The following is a 17,633-nucleotide window of genomic DNA, read 5'->3' as shown; positions in this document are numbered from 1 at the left end:
GGTTCACTCCTCTGGTCGGGCTGAATGGTCGGGTCCGGATGCGTCGGTCAACCGCACGGTACTACTCTTAACATCCTGCCACGTGTCCACGTCGATACCGGCTCCGGCTTCGTCTTGCAGCCCGTCGAGCTGTAAACCGGCGAGCAGTTGTCGCATGCTGGCGCCGTCGACGCGGTCGCCGAGACGGGCCACGGCCGCGCGCAAAGCGGGTGCCCGATAGATCGCGGCGAGCCACTGCGCGTGGCCGCTGCTGTCGACGAGGTGCACGCCGTCCTGCCGGTCATCCGTTTTCTCGAGAGCGGATGCTGCAGCGACCAGCAGGCGTGCGGCATCCGCTCCCCAGGGCAGATCGCAGGCGAGCACCAGCAGCCAGCCGACGGGTGGTTCAGGGCCGTCTTCGTTCGTGTCGAGCGGTGCGTTCGTTGCACGGGCTGCGTGGGCGTCGAGCGCGGCGAGGCCGGCGGCGAGGCCGGCCACCGGCCCGCCGAACGGTGGGTCTTCGAGCGCCCAGATCAGCGGGGTGTGCGCGACGGGCGCGGTGACCGGTGGGACTGCCGCGGGCTGGGCGGCTGGCGGGCCGACCACGACGGCGTGCCGAGCGACCGGGCGGGCATCGAGAACGCGCGAGAGTAGGGTACGCCCGGCCACCTCGACCGCGGGTTTGAGCACGCCGCCGAGACGGCTGCCGCGGCCGCCCGCGAGCACGATGAGGTCAACCGGCAGCATCCGCTTAGATTTCGGCGCGCAGCCAGTCGCCGCTCTTGCCGCCACTCTTGGCGAGCAGGCGCACGTTCTCGATCGTGACGGATTTGTCGAGGCCCTTGACCATATCGACGACGGCGAGGGCGGCGACCGAGACGGCGGTGAACGCCTCCATTTCGACCCCGGTGCGGTCGGCGGTGCGCACCGTGGCGGTGATGCGCACGCCGTCATCCTCGACCGTGAGGTCGACGACGGCGCCGTGCACGCCGATCACGTGGGCCAGCGGAAGCAGGTCGGCGGTCTTCTTGGCACCCTGGATCCCCGCGATGCGGGCCACGGCGAGCACGTCGCCCTTGGGCGCGGTGCCGTCGCGGAGGGCCGCGATCACCGTCGTCCCGCAGCGCACGAAACCGGCGGCGGTGGCGCTGCGCACGGTCGGGACCTTGTTGGTCACGTCGACCATACGGGCTTGCCCTGCCGAGTCGAGGTGGGTGAAAAGCTGGGCGGGTACGGCCGCCCCGGCCGTGTCGGTGGTGTGCGTCATGATGTCAGCATGACAGTGATGACGTCGCCGCCGCGAATGTGAGTGGCATCCTCGGGCACGATGGCGAGTCCAGATGCCTGCGCCAGGCCGGCGACGAGGTGCGAGCCCGAACCGCCCCGGGAAGCTGGGCGCGCCTCGGTCCGGGTGCCGTTTTCGGTGCCGTCGGTGCGGTTCGTGACAATGACGGGCATGTACTGGGCGCGTCCGGGTGGGGAGCGCCAGCCGTCGACGACGGTCGCCGTGACGGTGCGCCGGTGCAGGATCGGCCGGCCGAGCAGGCGCTGGAGTGCGGGCCGTACGAACACCTCGAAGGACACGTAGGCGCTGACCGGGTTGCCGGGCAGGGCGAAGATGAGCGGTCCGGCTGCTTGTTCGGTGGCGGGCCAGCGCCCGAAACCCTGCGGCTTGCCGGGCTGCATCTTGACCGGCCCGAAGTCCACGGTGCCGAGCGGTTTCAACACGGCCTTGACCACGTCGTACGCGCCGACGCTCACGCCGCCGGAGAGCACGATCACGTCGACCGAGCCGGCCAGTTCGGCCAACAGCGCGCGCAGCACGTCGTCGTCGTCCGGTACGGCGCCGATCCGCACGGCTATGCCGCCGGCCTCGGCGACGGCCGCCGAAAGCAGAAAGGAATTGGAGTCGGGAATCTGGCCGCGACGGGTCGGGCTGCCGGGCGTGACCAGTTCGCTTCCGGTCGAGATGACGGCCACGCGCGGAGCGGGGTGTACCAGCACCGAGCTGGTTCCGGCGCTCGCCGCTGCGGCGACCCGGGTGGGCCAGAGCACACTTCCCGCGCGCAGCACCCGGTCGCCGGCGTGGGCGTCTTCGCCGGCCCGGCGCACGTGCGCCGCGGCGCCGGGCGCCCGCACGATGGCGACTCGTTCGATGCCCTGGTCGGTGTCCTCGATCGGCACGACGGCGTCCGCTCCGTCGGGAATGGGCGCGCCCGTCATGATGCGCGCGACCTGCCCGGGCAGGAGGCGCGGGTTCTCCGCGGTGCCGGCGGCGAGGTCGGCGATGACGGGCAGGGTGATCGGGTTCTGGGGCGAGGCGCTGAGCAGATCAGAGCGGATGACGGCGTAGCCGTCCATCGCGGAATTGTCGAAGGGAGGCGTATCGGTCACGGTGAGCACATCTTCGGCCAGCACCAGACCGCGGGCCGCATCGAGCTCCACGCGCACGGGCGACAGGGGAGCGACGCTGGCGAGCACGATCGCGAGTTGCTCGGCAACGGTGCGCGCGGATGCGGCGGGCGCGCAGGCATCCGTCCGCGTGTGCGAGTGGTTCGCGTGATCGCCTGGCGCAGTGTCACGCGCGCCGGCATCGGGTCGTTCGGTGTCGGTCACCGGCTAGACCAGGCTGTCGGACGGGCTGGCACTGCCGGCGTCATCGCGGGTCGACGCGTCTGGCGCGGTCAGGGCGGGCTCGGGCGACGGCCATCTGCTGCCGAGTCCGGGAGCACGCCCGGCCGTGACGAGGTCATCCCAAGCGAGGATTCCGCCGGTCAGCACCGAAACATCGGTGAATCCCGCCTCGCGCAGCGCGTTCGCGGCCCGGGCGGCCCGGCCGCCGGCGTGGCAATGCACGATCAGCGGGGTGTTTTGGGGCAGCGCGGCGCGGCCACTGTCCGAGAGCACGCCGTCGCTGAGGAGCTCACCGATGGGCAGCAGTTGAGCCGTCGGAATCGAGCTTTCGGCGTATTCGTTCGGCTCGCGCACGTCCAGGACCAGAAAGCTGTCGGTGCCGGCGCTCTGGGCGGCGAGGCGCCCGGCGAGTTCGACGCTCGAGACCTCCGGGGTGCTCTCCCTGGCCGCCTGGGCGAGTTCGGCAGAACGCTCGGCGGCGAGCTCGGCGGCGGTCGGTTCGGCGGCAATGCCGGTTCCGAGCAGCGGAATCTCATTGAACCGGCCCGACAGCGCGTCGATCACGAGCACCCGTCCGATCAGCGGCGAGCCGATTCCGGTGATGAGCTTGATGGTTTCGGTCGCCATGAGCGACCCGACCTGGCCACACAGCGCGCCGAGCACACCGGCATCGGCGCAGTTGGGTACCTCGCCCTCGGCCGGCGGCGTCGGAAACAGGTCGCGCAGGTGCACGCCGGTGATCCCGCTACCGGCCGGCGGAGTGGCCCAGAACACCGAGAGCTGGGCGTCGAAGCGCAGAACGGATGCCCACACCAGCGGCAGCCCCAGTCGCGCGCAGGTGTCGTTCACGAGGAACCGGGTCGGAAAATTGTCGGTGCCGTCGATGACAATGTCGTAGCCGCCGATGATCTCGGCCGCGTTGCTCGCCACCAGTCGTTCAGCGTGCCGGATGACCGTGGTTTCCGGGGCGATCTCGGCGATGCGCTCGGCGGCGCTGTCGACCTTGGGATGGCCGACATCCGCTTGCCCATGGGCGATCTGGCGCTGCAGGTTGCTCGGTTCCACGTCGTCATCGTCGACGATGCCGATGGTGCCCACGCCGGCCGCTGCGAGGTAGAGCAGGGCGGGGGAACCGAGCCCGCCGGCGCCGAGTACGAGCACCCGGGCGTTGGCGAGGCGGCGCTGGCCGAGTTCATTGAGCTGGGGGAGGCGACGCTGGCGGGCGGTACGCACGGATTCGGAGGCGGTGAGCTGATCAATGGGCTCGACGAGGGGAGGAATAGCCATGGCTTAACGCTAAGCGTTGCCGGGCCTCGCGGCCACCAGCTCGGCGGGAGACTGCCGCCGAACCGACCTGCCCGGCGGCATAACTCCTGCAATCTGTCGCCGCCGCCGTCGCTATGCCCCCAGCTGAGCGGAACACAGCAGCGGGGAGGGGCAATTTGCAGGAGTTATGCGCAGGGCGGGCCAGCCCCGCGAGGTTTCCGGGCCAGCCCCGCGAGGTTTCCGAAACAGCCGAGCGATCACCCCCGCAGATGCGGTGCTATTCTGCTGTTTATGACGCAATATCGGATCAGTGAGGCCGCCGAGCTGCTCGGTGTCAGCGACGACACCGTGCGACGCTGGGTCGACGGTGGTCGCCTTGCCGCGACTACCGACGCCTCCGGTCGCCTCGCGGTTGACGGAGCCGCGCTCGCCGCCTTCGCGGTCGAGCAGGCGAACGCCCCGACCGACCCGTCGAGTGTTGGCCGCAGCGCCCGCAATCGATTCGTTGGCATCGTCACCGCCATCACCATGGACACCGTCATGGCCCAGGTCGAACTGCAGTGCGGCCCGCACCGCGTGGTCTCGCTCATGTCGAGCGAGGCCGTGCGCGAACTCGGCCTCGCTATCGGCTCGCTCAGCGTCGCCGTGATCAAGGCCACCAATGTGATCGTCGAAACTCCGGGACGGATGCCGTGAGCCGCCTCCCGCAGGCCCTGGTCGTTCTGGCTGTGCTCGCCCTGGCCCTCACCGGCTGTGCGCCGTCGAACGCCGCGGACACCGTTGAGCCGACCGCTACGGGGCTCGAGCCCCAGACCCTCAGCGTCTATGCTGCCGCCTCTCTCACCGGAGCCTTCGACGAGATGGCCGCCCTGCTCGAACGCGAGAATCCGGCCGTGGACGTGCAGGTCAGCTACGACGGATCCTCCACCCTGGCCACCCAGATCGCGGCCGGCGCCCCCGCCGACGTGTTCGCCAGTGCCGACCAGAAGAACATGCAGCCGCTCGCCGACGACGCACTGGTCGGTCCGGCCACCCTGTTCGCCGGCAACACGCTTCGTATCGCGGTCGCCCCCGGCAACCCGCTGCGCATCGAAAACCTCGCAGATCTCGCCCGGGCCGGCGTGATCACCGTGCTGTGCGCGGCGCAGGTGCCGTGCGGTGCGGCATCCGCTGCCCTGCTGTCCAACGCCGGCGTCACTCTCAGCCCCGCGAGCGAGGAACAGAATGTGACGGCCGTGGTCACCAAGATCGCCAGCGGCGAAGCGGATGCCGGCCTCGTCTACGCCACGGACGTCGCCGCCAACCCCGACCGCATCGACGGCGTGACCCCGGCCGGAGCCAGCGAAGTCGTCGGGCACTACCCGATCGCGGTCGTGGCCGGCAGCGCGCACGCCGAGGCCGCGCAGGCCTTCGTCGACCTGGTGCTCTCGCCGGCCGGCCAGGCCGTGCTCGCCGCCCACGGTTTTCTTGCCCCGTGACCGCCCCGTGACCGCCCCGTGAACACCCCGCAGAGCTCGGGAACCCGCCCGGGCGCAGCGTTGCCCGCTGGGCGCACGATAGAGCCTGCGCCCGGCCATCGAACCTGCGCCCGGCGCGGCCCGCGCGGCCTGCGCCCGTGATTCCGCGCCTCCTCTATCTGCCCGCGAGCATCGGCCTGGCCCTGCTCGTGCTGCCGCTCGCCGGTCTCCTGCTCAAGGTCGACTGGGCCGCCCTGCCCGCCCTGCTGCTTTCACCCGAGGCCCTGCAGCCGCTGGGTTTGTCGCTGGTGACGGCATCCGTTTCGACGCTGCTCTGCCTGCTGCTCGGCGTGCCGCTCGCCGTCGTCATCGCGCGGTCGAAGCCGCGTGCAGCCGGTCTGCTGCGGGCGCTCGTCACCGTGCCGCTCGTGCTGCCGCCGCTCGTCGGCGGTATCGCACTGCTCTCCCTGCTCGGACGCGGCGGCGTACTCGGCAACACCCTCGAACTTGCCGGACTGCGCATTCCATTCACGACCGCGGCGGTCGTCATTGCGCAAACCTTCGTGGCCCTGCCGTTTCTCGTGATCGCGGTCGAGGGGGCGCTGCGCACCGCCGGCATCCGCTACGAGCGTGTCGCCGCGACCCTCGGCGCCGGCCGCGGCACGGTCTTCGCGCGCATCACGCTGCCGCTCGTCGGCCCCGGACTTCTCGCCGGCACCGTTCTCAGCTTCGCCCGCGCGCTCGGCGAATTCGGTGCGACCGCCCTCTTCGCCGGCAACCAGGTCGGAGTCACCCGCACCATGCCCCTTGCCATCTACACCGCCTTCAACGGCTCGGGCGTGACGACCGACCAGGCTGTCGCCTTGTCGCTGCTGTTGATCGCGGTCGCCGTGATCATCCTCGTGCTGGTCGGAACCCGCCGGGCGAGCGTACTCTCATGACCGCCACCCTCGGCCGAGACGTCGTCACCGCACTTCTCGCCGCGAACCTACAGCTCACCCGAGGCGGGTTCACCCTCGACGTGCAACTCACGCTCGCGCCCGGCGAAGTGCTGGCCCTCCTTGGCCCGAACGGCTCGGGCAAGTCGACCGTGCTCGACCTGCTCGCGGGACTGGCCACCCCCGATACCGGAACCGTCACCCTCGATGGTGCGACCCTCACCGCGCCCGGCCGGCTCGTGGCACCCGAGAATCGTGCTATCGGTCTGCTCGGACAAGAGCCCCTGCTCTTTCCGCACCTGAGCGCCCGCGCCAACGTGGCCTTCGCGCTCCGGTTCGGCGAAGCGCGACTGAACGCCGCCCCGGCCCGGGTGCAGGCCGACCGCTGGCTCGACCGGGTCGGCCTGGCCGGCCTCGGCAGCAGCCTGCCGGGCGCCCTCTCCGGCGGGCAGCAGCAGCGCGTCGCCCTCGCCCGCGCCCTCGCGGCCGGCCCGCGCGTGCTCCTGCTCGACGAGCCGATGGCCGCTCTCGACGCGGAAACAGCGCCGTTCATCCGTCAACTCATCCGCGAGCAGCTTGCCGAAACCGGCACCAGCGCCATCATCGTCACCCATGACATCGTCGACGCCGTCGTTCTCGCCCACCGCGTCGCCGTGCTGCACCACGGCACGCTCATCGACGAAGGCACGACCGCAGCGGTGCTCGCGGCCCCGCAGAACCCCTTCGTCGCGGCCCTCGCCGGCGTGAATCTCGTGGTGGGCACCGCGCAGAACGGCGCGGTCGTCGCCCCAGACGGCCGCACGTTCCGGGTGCGCCCAGCGGATGCTGCAGCCCTGTCGCCCGCAACCCCCGGCGCAGAAGCCCCCGCGCCCGCCGCGGCCGTCTTTCGCCCGGCCTCCGTTGTCGTGCACACGGAACAGCCCCGGCACGCCAGCCCCCGCAACGTCTGGTCGGCCCGGGTGAGAGGCATTGAGCCGGGCAGCGGCGGAGTGCGCCTGCGTACGAGCGGTGACCCGGAGGTCATCGCGGAACTGACCCCGGCCGCGGTTGCCGACCTCGGCCTGCAGGTGGGCTCGACGGTCTGGCTTTCGGTCAAGGCCACCGATGTGAGTGCCTACCGTCGCTAACGTCTGTATTCCGGGCACCAGGCACGGCGCTCAACGTCGAGAAAAAGGGTATTTCAAGATGATGTGCCGGAGAGTGTCAACTTTGATGTGGCAACCATCCGAGTACCCGCGGGGACCCTCACTGTGTTCAAGAAAAGCTGATCTCGGCCGCGCCGATCGCTCTTTTGTCGTCGCGCCTTCCACCGGCGGTGAAGGCAAGAGCACGACGAGCTCCAACCTGGCCATCGCCCGGTCTGACGCGGGTGCTCGCTTTCTGCTCGTCGACGCCGACCTGCGTAGCCCCAAGATCGCCGAATCCACCCACTCTCGACGACATCGACGACCCTTACCGGCAGTCGGCGGCCGTGTACACCTGCGCGGCTGCCCTGGCCCCCGCCCTGCGGGGGCACTAATGTGCGCCGTTTTCGCCGACGGATGCGACGGCATCTGGCCCCCCACAGTTCCCTGACCCAGCCCCGCCCGGATACACCTGTCTGGTCACCCTCACCGTTTCGGGCAGTAACCGCCTCTTACCGCGCCGCCCACGTGAAATCACTGCTGTCTCGCACGCACAAAACAGGAAGGAGTTTAACCGACTCCACGGCGTCTTCGTTCAGTACGTCGAGGAGCAACTTCACGGCGACCCGGCCGATGTCGAGCATCGGCGATCGCACCGACGACAGCGCGATGGGCAGTTGCGCGGCCAGCGACGTGTCATTGAATCCGACAATTGCCAGATCGCTGCCCACGTGCAATCCGTGAGAATTTGCCGCGCCCATGGCGCCGATGGCCGCGAAGTCGTTGACCGCGAAGATCGCACTGGGGCGACGATGTGTGTCTCGCAGAATGCTATCCGCTGCGGTGTGCCCGCCCGTTGTGTCGAAGCGCGACCACACGATGGCGCTTTCGGGGATCGTTCCGCCAAGCGTGCGAAACCGGGAGACGAAGCCCTGGGTACGATCGACTGCGGTACTGGCATAGGGTTCACCGGCGATGATGGAAACATCGCGGTGGCCCTGGTCCCATAGGTGCTGCGCCACCAGAGCTCCGCCAAGGGTGTCATCGCAGGTGGCTGATGCAAAACCGGCAATGGCGCGGTTCATGAGCACGAACGGCACCTTGCGTTCGGTGAGCTCGTCAAGAATATTGCCGTCAAGGTGCGCGTCACCGATGATGAGGCCGTCTACCCGCCGAGACAGCATGATTTCCATCTTGCGCCGCTGTATCGATGTATCGTCACGAGAGGTCATGACGAATGTGGAGTAGTTGGCGTCGTCGGCTGCCTCGTCGATCCCTTCGTACATAACCGCAAGCACGAGGTCGGAAAGACGCGGAACGATAACTCCGAGAAGATGCGTGCGCCGGGTGCGCAGGCTCGTGGCCTGGGGGTCGGGGGAGTAGCCCACCTTCTTGGCGAGGTCACGCACACGTTGGGCCGTGACCGGCGCGGCGGCGCCGCGTGCTGTTTCAGCTTTCCCGTGCAGGATCCGTGACACGGTCGACGGGTGCAGGCCGAGTTCGGCGGCCAGATCTTTGAGGGTGACGGACCCCGGTCTGATGCCTGTCATGTCGCTGTCTCCAGTTTCCGTGATCCGAGAAAGCCGGACACGAAGCTTGACTTGCCTGTCGATCTCATTCTATAGTTTGACGACCTCACTACCCAAACGATTGGGTAGTGAACGTTACGTACCCGCAATGACGCGTGCAGTCGGCCGAAACATTGGGTACCACTCTTGCATCAAGAAACCCAATCGTTTGGGTACCGACCCCCGGAGAAAATAATGACAGATCGTGCCGGCACCCACGTGGTGTTGCTGGCGACCGGTGGAACAATCTCGTCGCGCGCCCGCCCTGCGGAAGGCGGTGCCGCGGTTGCCGCCGACGCCGGTGCACAGGTTCTCGGCGGTCTGGCCACAGCCCCGGCCTACCCTGTGCGGGTCGTCGACGTCGCCTGTGAGGGGTCCTACCTGCTCACTCTCGTCGACATGATCGCGATCTGCGCGCAGATCAAGATTGCCCTCGCCGACCCCTCAGTGCGGGGGGTCGTCGTCACGCACGGCACTGACACCATGGAAGAGACCGCCTACCTGGCCGACCTCACCCACGACCACGTGAGTCCGGTGGTCTTCACCGGGGCGCAGAAATCCGCCGATGCCGCCGACCCCGACGGTCCCGGCAACCTCGCCGATGCCATCGCGGTCGCTGGATCACCTGCGGCAGCAGGCCTCGGCGTGTTGATCGTTTTCGCCGGCGAGATATTCCCCGCCCGCGGCGTGCGCAAAGCACAGACCTTCGCGCTCCATGCCTTCACCAACCCCGACTTTGGCTCGGCCGGTTTCCTGACCGCCACCGGTGACGTCGTCATCACCCGCCATAACCAGCGGATGCCCCCGCTCCCGCTCCCGCTTCCGCCCCTCCCGCCCCGCCAGGCCAGGCGTGTCGACGTGGTGTCTGCCTATCCGGGGGCGGACGGAATCTTGCTGCAGGCATCCGTGGCTGCCGGGGCCAGCGGAATCGTGTTGCAAGCGACGGGAAGCGGCAACGGCAACCCCGCCCTGTGCGCCGCCGTCACCGCGGCCGCCGCGGCCGGCACCGTCGTGGTGACGAGCACCCGGGTGAGTGCCGGCCCGGTCATCCCGGTCTACGGCGCCGGCGGAGGACGAGACCTCGTCGCGGCCGGCGCCATCCCCACTGGTCTGCTGCGGCCCTCGCAATCGCTGATTCTGCTCAGCCTTCTGCTGCAGCTCGATCGCAACCATGACGAGATCGCCGACGCCTTCGCCCTGTACGGGGCAGCCATCACCGAGCCGGCCCAAATTTGTTAGTGCAACGAAAGGCACAGATATGAAAAAAGATATCCAGATTGCATTTGGAGTAGACGTCGACGCTGTCGCCGGCATGCTCGGTTCCTACGGCGGCGAAGATTCCCCGTGCGACATCTCCCGCGGCATGTTCAGCGGCGAGGTCGGTGGGCCGCGTCTTATCCGCCTGTTCGACAAGTACGACTTGCCCGCCACCTGGTTCGTTCCAGGGCACTCCATCGAGACCTTTCCCGAGCTCACCCGCATGATCGTTGCCGCGGGCCACGAGATGGGCGTGCACGGCTACTCCCACGAGAACCCGATCGCGATGACCCGCGAACAGGAGACCACGATCCTGGACCGATCCATCGAACTGATCGAAAACGTCTCCGGACGCCGTCCCACCGGGTATGTCGCCCCGTGGTGGGAATTCTCGTCGGTGACGAACGAAATTCTGCTCGAACGCGGCATCAAGTACGACCACTCGCTCATGCACAATGACTTCGAGCCGTACTACGTGCGTGTCGGTGACAGCTGGAAAAAGATCGACTACGCCCAGAACGCCCAGACCTGGATGGAGCCGCTCGTGCGCGGCATCGAGACCGACCTGGTCGAGATTCCCGCCAACTGGTACCTCGATGACCTGCCGCCGATGATGTTCATCAAGGCCGCCCCGAACTCGCACGGTTTCGTGAATCCGCGCGATATCGAGCAGATGTGGAAAGACCAGTTCGACTGGGTCTACCGCGAAATGGATCAGGCCGTCTTCACGATGACGATCCACCCCGACGTCTCCGGACGCCCGCAAGTGCTCCTCATGCTCGAGCGCCTCATCGAGCATTTCAACTCCCACGAAGGCGTCAGCTGGAACACCTTCGACCAGATTGCAGATTCGTTCCTCGCCCGTTCCCCCCGAAAGGTTCTCTCCGCATGAAACTGAAATCTTCCACCCTCGATCTCACGGCGGCGACCGTCAACGAGAAACGTCGCTTTCCCGCCTTCACCGTGAAGCAGACCCGCACCGCCACGATTCTGGCACTGCTGGCCTGGACCGTTGCCGTCTTTGACTACGGACTGTTCGGCACGCTCCTTCCCGCCATGCAGGAATCCTTTGGCTGGACCGCGCCGGAAGCCTACGCGATCAACACCTGGATCGCCGTGGGCACCGCGATCGTCTGCTTCGGCGTCGGCCCGGTCATCGACCGCCTCGGACGACGCAAGGGCATGATGGTCACCGTCGGTGGCACAGCCATCGTCTCCGGCCTCACGGCCATCATCCCCACCGGAATGGCCTTCCTCAGCAGTGGCCTGCTCGTGATCGTGCGTTCCTTTGGCGGTCTCGGGTTCTCCGAGCAGGCCGTCAACGCGACCTACATGAACGAGGTCTACCAGGTCACCGAAGACGAGAAGAAGCGCAAGCGCCCGGGCCTGAGCTACTCCTTCATTCAGGGCGGCTGGCCGCTCGGCTTTCTGCTCGCCAGTGCGCTCGCCTTGGCCTTTCTCCCGACCTTCGGCTGGCGTGCCCTCTATCTGATGGCCACCATCCCCGCCGCCCTCATCGTCTGGGCCATCGCACGCAAGCTCAAAGAAACTCCCCAGTTCGAGCTGCACAGTGAACTCACCCGCCTCGACAAGGCTGGGCGCACCGAAGAAGCCCACCTGCTCGCCGGGTCGTACGGCGTCGAGCACTCCTCGACCGCACCACTCAAACTCATCTGGGAGCCGAAGCTGCGCCGCAACACGATCGTGTTCTCGCTCGCCTGGATCTTCAACTTCTTTGGCATCATGATCTTCAGCATTCTGGGAAGCTCCGTTCTTAAGAACGCCAAGGGCGTCGAACTCTCCGATGCCTTCTGGATGCTCATCATCATCAACGCCCTGGCTTACTTCGGCTACGTGTTCCACGGGTGGCTCGGCGACAAGATCGGCCGCAAGCGCACCATCATCAGCGGCTGGATCCTCGCGTCGGTCGCCTTCACCATCATGTTGAGTCCCCTCGCGAACAGTCCCGTGACCATCGTGGCGAGCTTCGGCGCTGGCCTGTTCTTTCTGGTGGGCCCGTACGCAGCTATCCAGTACTTCATGGCCGAGTGCTACCCGGTGAGCTGCCGCGCCACCGGCACCGCGTTCATCGGCGCGATGAGCCAGCCCGGCATCGTCCTTGGCGGCGCGCTGTTCACCGCCGTCGCCGCCGGATCCAACACGGGGACCGCCGCGCTCTGGGTTGGCGCCCTCGGCACCCTCATCTCGGGTGTGCTCATGTTCGCCGCTAAGCCCATGGCCGAAGCTCCCCTCGCTGTCGCACCGGAAAACGAGCTGAAAGCCCAGCGTGCCTAAATCCCACGTCGCCATCATCACCGGAGCCGCTAGCGGCATCGGTCGGGCCCTCGCCGTGCACTATGCCGGCGAGGGGGTGCGCAGCATCATCGGCACTTTTCCGGGTGACCCGCACGACCCGCAGGAAACACTGCGGCTGGTGCGCGCCGCCGGTGGCGAAGCCGTCGTGCACGAAGTTGACGTGCGCAGCACGGCATCCGTTGACGCTTTCGCCCAACGAGCGGTCGACGAGTACGGCCGCCTCGACTACGCCGTCGCCAACGCGGGCATTTTGCGTCATTCATCCCTCGCCGACATGACGGATGCCCGGTGGACCGACATGCTCGATGTTGACCTGACTGGTGTCCTGCGCACACTGCGTGCCGGAGCGGAACGCATGACCGAGGGCGGCGCCATGGTGGCGGTGTCCTCGATCGCCGGCGCGGTCTACGGGTGGGAGGGTCATGCCCACTACGCGGCGGCGAAAGCCGGCGTGCTCGGTCTGATTCGCAGTGTGGCTGTTGAACTGGGGCCGCAGGGCATTCGGGCCAATGCGGTCATTCCCGGTCTCATCGAAACTCCGCAGTCACTCGACCCGGTCAATTCGCTGGGACCGGACGGCCTCGCCCGAGCCGGCAAGGACATCCCCTGGGGTCGGGTGGGTACGCCGGCAGAAGTGGCCAGTGTTATCGCGTTTCTCACTTCTTCGCAGGCCGGGTACGTCACCGGGCAGTCCCTCATCGTTGACGGCGGACTCACCGTGAAAATGCGCGCATAGATATGGAACAGAAATGACCCCGCTTCATCGCGCGTCCACCGGCCGCGGAGTCGTCGTCACCGGCGGTAGCAGTGGAATCGGGCGGGCGATCGCCGAAGCTTTTGTCGCAAACGGTGACCGCGTGGTCGTACTCGATCGCGCGGGCACCGACGTTGACGCGATCAACGTCGACGTGTCGCAGGAAGACAGCGTGCGCGCGGCCTTCGCGACCGCTCGCCAACGGCTTGGCACCATTGACGTTCTGGTGAACAGTGCTGGCCTGCTCACCGAGTCACCACTGCAAGACATGACACTCGCCATGTGGAACGAGACTCTCTCGGTCGACCTCACCGGGGTGTTCCTGTGCTGCCGGGAGGTGGTGGGGGAGATGCGCCAACAGAAATGGGGCCGCATCATCAATATCGCTTCCCAGCTCGCCATCAAGGGCGGCACCGGCCTGAGCCACTATTCGGCGGCCAAGGCCGGGGTCGTGGCGCTGACTAAATCGCTGGCGCTTGAAGTTGCCAGCGACAACGTGCTCGTCAACAGCATTGCTCCCGGCCCGATCGAGACCCCGCTCGTGCAGGGCATCTCCGAAGATTGGAAGAGTGCCAAGCGCGCCGAATTGCCGCTTCGGCGGTTCGGCGTTGCGGCCGAAGTCGCCCCGACGGCGCTGTTGCTTGCGAGTGAGCCGGGAGGAAACCTCTATGTGGGGCAGACCCTCGGGCCCAACTCCGGCGACGTGATGCAGTAACTCGGGCCGTCAGGTCAGTCAGGAACCAAAAATGTGCGGAGCATGCGGCACGACGGTCTACCCCGACCCGGTGATGGGCAACGAACACACCCTCAGAAATCGCATTCTGGTGGCGCAAACGGTGTCTTCCGTGTGTGCCGGCGTGCCTGGCGCACCCCGCATCGCGCCGCTTGCCGCGGGATGGTCGGTGACCAGCGCCACCGGCTCGATCTCGTTGTGCCACACCGTTGCTGACATCTGGCGCGCGCTCCCCGTCCGAAGTGCGTCGGTGCTGCAGCACGCGCTCGAGGTGAGGGCGCTCGCCGAAGGGCCCGTGGGCCTTTCGGCGCGCGTCGTTGCCCTCGGGCTCGACCTCACGCGGCAGCGCCTGCTCAGTGGCTCGCCTCGCTGATCGACGTTGCGATTAGCCTGAGCAACGCACCAGCCGCCGCGAGGGCGACCCGCCCATCGGTGACGAGTGCGAGCTGCCCCTCGAGGGGCCACGCAAACCCGCGCCCCCCTCCTGCTCTCCGGGCAGACGGCCCGAAAAATAGGGCGGGGGCGTTGTTTCTCAGGTGAGCCGGAGGCACGGAGTCGTAGGCTTCGCCACGTGGACAACACAAGACTGCGCTCGGCCGGGATCGATGGCCTGCGCGTTTTCGGGATTGTGGCCATCGTGGCTGGACACGTCTGGTCGGACCGTAGCAATGACATCGCTCGCATGGGCCTTTATACCTGGCACGTCCCCGTGTTCTTTTTTCTAAGTGGTTACTTCTGGGCGGATGAACGGTCGCTCGGCGCAGAATTCGCCAAGCGGGTACGCGCCCTGCTCGTGCCGTACGCCGCGTGGCTCTTATCCATTGGTGCCGTCTACGGTGCATACCTGTGGGCGAATGGGCAGACTCTACAATTCGTCAACGTGTTGCTCGGCGGTTCCTACATGGGCGCACCGTTTTTCGCCTTCTGGTTCGTCACCGCGCTCTTCGCCGCATGCCTGTTCCTTCGTGCGCTTCAACGCTTTCCAGACTGGATACCCTGGGCCGTGGCTGTCGCCGGGTTGTCTGTCGCCTACCTCGCGCCCGATCTGTTGACCGCTGTACCCTTTTCGCTGGGCGTTGCCGTCCCAGGAATGATTTTTATACTCGCTGGCATTTTTTTCTGCCGTATCGCCCCGCGACTCAGGTCGAGGGTCGGGCTGTCCGTTGTACTCCTGGCCGGCTCGGCAGCCCTCATCGTGACCGGCGTATCGCAGCCACTAGACATGAAGCAGAGTGACTTCGGCACACCCGTGGTCAGCGTCGTGATTGCGAGCGCCATTTCTGCGGGTCTCGTCCTCCTGGTGCAATGGGTGTTTGCATCCATCACGCCAGGTGTTGCCGGAGTCGTTACGAGCGCGGCCACTGTCGGGCTCGCGGTCGTGCTGACCCACAGCGCATTCATCTTGTTGCTGAGCAAACTTCCAGTCGACATACCAGCGGTCCTGGTATTCCCCGTCGTTCTGGTGGTGTCGTGGGCACTCGCATATTTCGTCAGTCGAACACCGCTCGGCACCGTCTTTACCGGTGCTGGCACGGCTCCAGCCCAGCCGCCGAACAAGCGGAATGTGACCGGGCGGGACTGATTGCATCTACGCCGCCGGACGCAACAGTTGCTCATTTGAAAAGAGACTGCGCACCTGGTGCGGTCGCCCGCCAGTGCGACAGTGATGCTTCCCGATACTCGCCATCTCGCTTCGCCAACCGACTAATTTTGGTTGGTTGGTTGGTTGGTTGGTTGGTTGGTTGGTTGAGCCTGCCGGGACTCCTCTGGCCTAGCAAAACTTACGCCTACGAACCTGAGTGGTCGCGCACGGGCTCGATACACTGAACCGAGTCCGACGCCGCGCCGCGCCGGTACGAGAGAATAGGTCTCATGAGTCGAACGTCGCTGGTCGATGATCCAGTGGAGAGCCTCTTCGACCGAATTCTTCGGGGGGGGGGGGCTATGTTTTTGTCAAGCGGCGAGTTGGTGTTCAGTTTCGTAGAGGGTGCCGTCTCGCAGCATGGCGAAACGAACATCACACCGGCGTCGGGCAAGTGCGATGAGGGCTTGGTTGTGGCGTTTGCCTTGGGCGATTTTTTTGGTCGTAGTAGGTCCGTGAGACGGGGTTTCGGAGTGCTGCGAAAGCGGACAGAAACAGGGCACGTTTGAGGATCTTGTTTCCTCGACGGGAGGGATGTTCGCCGCGGATTGAGCTGCCGGAGCGTCGGGTCACGGGTGCAAGGCCGACGTAGGAGGCGAGGTGGCCGGCGGTGTCGAAGTGCTTGCCGGTGACCTCGGTGAGGAGCCGGGCTGCGGTCCTGACGCCGACTCCGGGCATGCTCGTCAGGACGGGGGAAAGAGGGTGGTCGTTCACCAGCTTCTCGACCTCGACGGCGATGCTGGACCGCTGTTGGCGCAAGGCGGCGAGTTGTTCAGCCAAGCGCGGGAGGACCGTCGCTGCGGCATGGGTGCCGACGACCACGACAGTTTGTTCGCCTGGTGCCTGGGTGATTTCTTCTGCCAGTCGGCGGCCCATCCGTGGGGCCAGCTTCAGCAGCCGGGTGGCCATCCGCGTGGTGCCGGCTGTTTTCATCGCCGCGGGTGACGGGTAATGCTGGAGCAGATCTAGCATCGCCGGGTGGTCCAGATGCGGGCCCACGACCCGCTCCAACGCTGGGTGAATCTGGGTGAGCAGCCCGCGAATTCGGTGCTGGTCGCCGTCATCTGACCCACGATGTCATCGTCAAAACCACACAGCATGGACAGCTCCGCGACGGACTCATCAGCCAGCTGGATCGACCGCAACGCATGCGGCAGCGTTCGGGCGGCTTGGGCGATGATCGCTGCGTCGCGGGCATCGGTCTTCGCCTCACCCGTGTGGAGGTCGGCGATGCGCCGCATCGCCAGGCCGGGCAGGTAGCCGACGAGGACTCCTTCGCTTGGGCGACGGCGATCGGCAAGGCGCCGATCGTGGCCGGCTGATCCACGATAACGAGCACCGTGCCGGACTGTTTCAGCTTCTGCAGCACCGCCCGCATCTTGCCTTCGTCATTCGGTAATGCTTTGTCGAAGAGGACCTTGCCGGCCCGGTTCAGGGCGACGGCGTGGTGCTCGCCTTTGCCAACGTCGACACCGACGAACACGTCGACGCTGTCATAGTTTTCGATCATGACTGCTCCCATCCACTTGTATCCGTGGCCTGGTCTACGGCGTCAAGTCTCGGCATCCACGTTACGAACGACCTCGGCTTTACGCCTAGTCGAGCCCCTATCAGCGATCACCCGACGCCAATCGAGTCCGGTGACAACACCCCCCGGATCATCAACGACTGGGGGCAACAATCATGCCGGACCCGACAGGCCAACTCCCTCAGATACTCACACCATCCGAGGTTACAAACAAGGTAACGGGGCCGATTCCTTACCACCCGGCGTCGGATACGGGCTATCCCGTGAGTCAGGTGGCGGTGGAGTTGGCGCCGGGGGAATCCTCGACGACGCGGTTCTTTCTGTTGGGCGCTGACGCCGAGCACGGAAAGCTCGACGCCGTGCATACTCCCGTGTTGAATCTGCTCGAGGCCCAGCAGATCGAGGTGGGGTGCGACTCGGTGCTGCGGTGACGAAGC

The 17,633-nt window shown here is 66.7% G+C and carries 18 protein-coding genes and 1 pseudogene; 13 read left to right on the top strand and 6 right to left on the bottom strand.

Annotated elements, in window-relative coordinates; all coding sequences use genetic code 11:
* Window positions 1-3 precede the first annotated feature (3 nt).
* The 4 genes from mobA to E3T50_RS07515 are packed head-to-tail and all read right to left on the bottom strand — an operon-like array spanning window position 4 to window position 3,900.
* Window positions 4-726 carry a molybdenum cofactor guanylyltransferase gene (mobA, locus tag E3T50_RS07530; RefSeq protein ID WP_134551275.1) on the bottom strand — a complete coding sequence of 241 codons (723 nt, stop codon included), beginning with the start codon at window positions 724-726 and terminating at the stop codon, window positions 4-6.
* A 4-nt stretch (window positions 727-730) separates the two neighbouring features.
* The gene (gene moaC / locus E3T50_RS07525) at window positions 731-1,246 is read right to left on the bottom strand and encodes a cyclic pyranopterin monophosphate synthase MoaC (protein WP_134551274.1); all 516 of its coding nucleotides are present in this window, start codon (window positions 1,244-1,246) and stop codon (window positions 731-733) included.
* Window positions 1,243-2,595: a molybdopterin molybdotransferase MoeA gene (locus E3T50_RS07520; RefSeq protein ID WP_134551273.1), complete on the bottom strand. Its 1,353-nt coding sequence runs from the start codon at window positions 2,593-2,595 to the stop codon at window positions 1,243-1,245. The genes moaC and E3T50_RS07520 overlap by 4 nt, the downstream gene beginning before the upstream one ends.
* Before the next feature lie 3 nt (window positions 2,596-2,598).
* Complete coding sequence (locus E3T50_RS07515; RefSeq protein WP_134551272.1) at window positions 2,599-3,900, bottom strand: ThiF family adenylyltransferase; 1,302 nt, start codon at window positions 3,898-3,900, stop codon at window positions 2,599-2,601.
* Here E3T50_RS07515 and E3T50_RS16820 point away from each other — a divergent pair.
* The 5 genes from E3T50_RS16820 (at window position 3,796) to E3T50_RS16950 (ending at window position 7,849) form a co-directional block, all read left to right on the top strand.
* Window positions 3,796-4,575 (top strand): TOBE domain-containing protein, encoded by a 780-nt coding sequence (locus E3T50_RS16820; RefSeq protein WP_338145349.1) that lies wholly within the window; start codon window positions 3,796-3,798, stop codon window positions 4,573-4,575. The genes E3T50_RS07515 and E3T50_RS16820 overlap by 105 nt on opposite strands.
* A complete protein-coding gene (gene modA / locus E3T50_RS07505) occupies window positions 4,572-5,357 on the top strand; it encodes a molybdate ABC transporter substrate-binding protein (RefSeq protein ID WP_134551270.1) in 786 nt (261 codons plus the stop codon). Before E3T50_RS16820 ends, modA begins: the two co-directional genes overlap by 4 nt.
* A gap of 137 nt (window positions 5,358-5,494) precedes the next feature.
* On the top strand, window positions 5,495-6,277 hold the full coding sequence (locus tag E3T50_RS07500; protein WP_241978363.1) for an ABC transporter permease: 783 nt from the start codon (window positions 5,495-5,497) through the stop codon (window positions 6,275-6,277).
* Entirely contained in the window at window positions 6,274-7,401 is a 1,128-nt protein-coding gene (locus E3T50_RS07495) for an ABC transporter ATP-binding protein (protein WP_134551269.1), read from the top strand. Before E3T50_RS07500 ends, E3T50_RS07495 begins: the two co-directional genes overlap by 4 nt.
* A gap of 58 nt (window positions 7,402-7,459) precedes the next feature.
* A complete protein-coding gene (locus tag E3T50_RS16950; RefSeq protein WP_134551268.1) occupies window positions 7,460-7,849 on the top strand; it encodes a nucleotide-binding protein in 390 nt (129 codons plus the stop codon).
* Window positions 7,850-7,910: 61 nt separating this feature from the next.
* Here the strand turns inward: E3T50_RS16950 and E3T50_RS07485 are convergent, their stop codons facing one another.
* On the bottom strand, window positions 7,911-8,948 hold the full coding sequence (locus tag E3T50_RS07485) for a LacI family DNA-binding transcriptional regulator (RefSeq protein WP_134551267.1): 1,038 nt from the start codon (window positions 8,946-8,948) through the stop codon (window positions 7,911-7,913).
* A 213-nt stretch (window positions 8,949-9,161) separates the two neighbouring features.
* Here E3T50_RS07485 and E3T50_RS07480 point away from each other — a divergent pair, with 213 nt between their 5' ends.
* The 7 genes from E3T50_RS07480 (at window position 9,162) to E3T50_RS07450 (ending at window position 15,608) form a co-directional block, all read left to right on the top strand.
* A complete protein-coding gene (locus tag E3T50_RS07480) occupies window positions 9,162-10,205 on the top strand; it encodes an asparaginase (protein ID WP_166784231.1) in 1,044 nt (347 codons plus the stop codon).
* 19 nt (window positions 10,206-10,224) lie between these two features.
* Window positions 10,225-11,115: a polysaccharide deacetylase family protein gene (locus E3T50_RS07475; protein WP_134551266.1), complete on the top strand. Its 891-nt coding sequence runs from the start codon at window positions 10,225-10,227 to the stop codon at window positions 11,113-11,115.
* Window positions 11,112-12,518: an MFS transporter gene (locus E3T50_RS07470; protein ID WP_134551265.1), complete on the top strand. Its 1,407-nt coding sequence runs from the start codon at window positions 11,112-11,114 to the stop codon at window positions 12,516-12,518. The genes E3T50_RS07475 and E3T50_RS07470 overlap by 4 nt, the downstream gene beginning before the upstream one ends.
* Window positions 12,511-13,275, top strand: coding sequence for an SDR family NAD(P)-dependent oxidoreductase (locus tag E3T50_RS07465; RefSeq protein ID WP_134551264.1), 765 nt, complete (start codon window positions 12,511-12,513; stop codon window positions 13,273-13,275). The genes E3T50_RS07470 and E3T50_RS07465 overlap by 8 nt, the downstream gene beginning before the upstream one ends.
* Window positions 13,276-13,288: 13 nt before the next feature.
* Complete coding sequence (locus E3T50_RS07460) at window positions 13,289-14,008, top strand: SDR family NAD(P)-dependent oxidoreductase (protein WP_134551263.1); 720 nt, start codon at window positions 13,289-13,291, stop codon at window positions 14,006-14,008.
* A 31-nt stretch (window positions 14,009-14,039) separates the two neighbouring features.
* A complete protein-coding gene (locus E3T50_RS07455; protein ID WP_134551262.1) occupies window positions 14,040-14,399 on the top strand; it encodes a hypothetical protein in 360 nt (119 codons plus the stop codon).
* Window positions 14,400-14,597: 198 nt separating this feature from the next.
* The gene (locus tag E3T50_RS07450) at window positions 14,598-15,608 is read left to right on the top strand and encodes an acyltransferase family protein (RefSeq protein WP_166784230.1); all 1,011 of its coding nucleotides are present in this window, start codon (window positions 14,598-14,600) and stop codon (window positions 15,606-15,608) included.
* Between the two features lie 371 nt (window positions 15,609-15,979).
* On the opposite strand, the pseudogene E3T50_RS07445 reads toward E3T50_RS07450, so the two are convergent.
* Window positions 15,980-17,190: pseudogene (locus E3T50_RS07445) on the bottom strand (IS110 family RNA-guided transposase).
* A 269-nt stretch (window positions 17,191-17,459) separates the two neighbouring features.
* On the opposite strand from E3T50_RS07445, the gene E3T50_RS16180 reads away from it, so the two are divergent.
* Window positions 17,460-17,627, top strand: coding sequence for a hypothetical protein (locus E3T50_RS16180; RefSeq protein WP_166784229.1), 168 nt, complete (start codon window positions 17,460-17,462; stop codon window positions 17,625-17,627).
* Window positions 17,628-17,633 lie beyond the last annotated feature (6 nt).

Source organism: Cryobacterium gelidum (assembly GCF_004403985.1).
In the GTDB taxonomy this organism is placed as follows: domain Bacteria; phylum Actinomycetota; class Actinomycetes; order Actinomycetales; family Microbacteriaceae; genus Cryobacterium; species Cryobacterium gelidum.
This window is presented reverse-complemented; position numbering and strand designations above follow the sequence as displayed.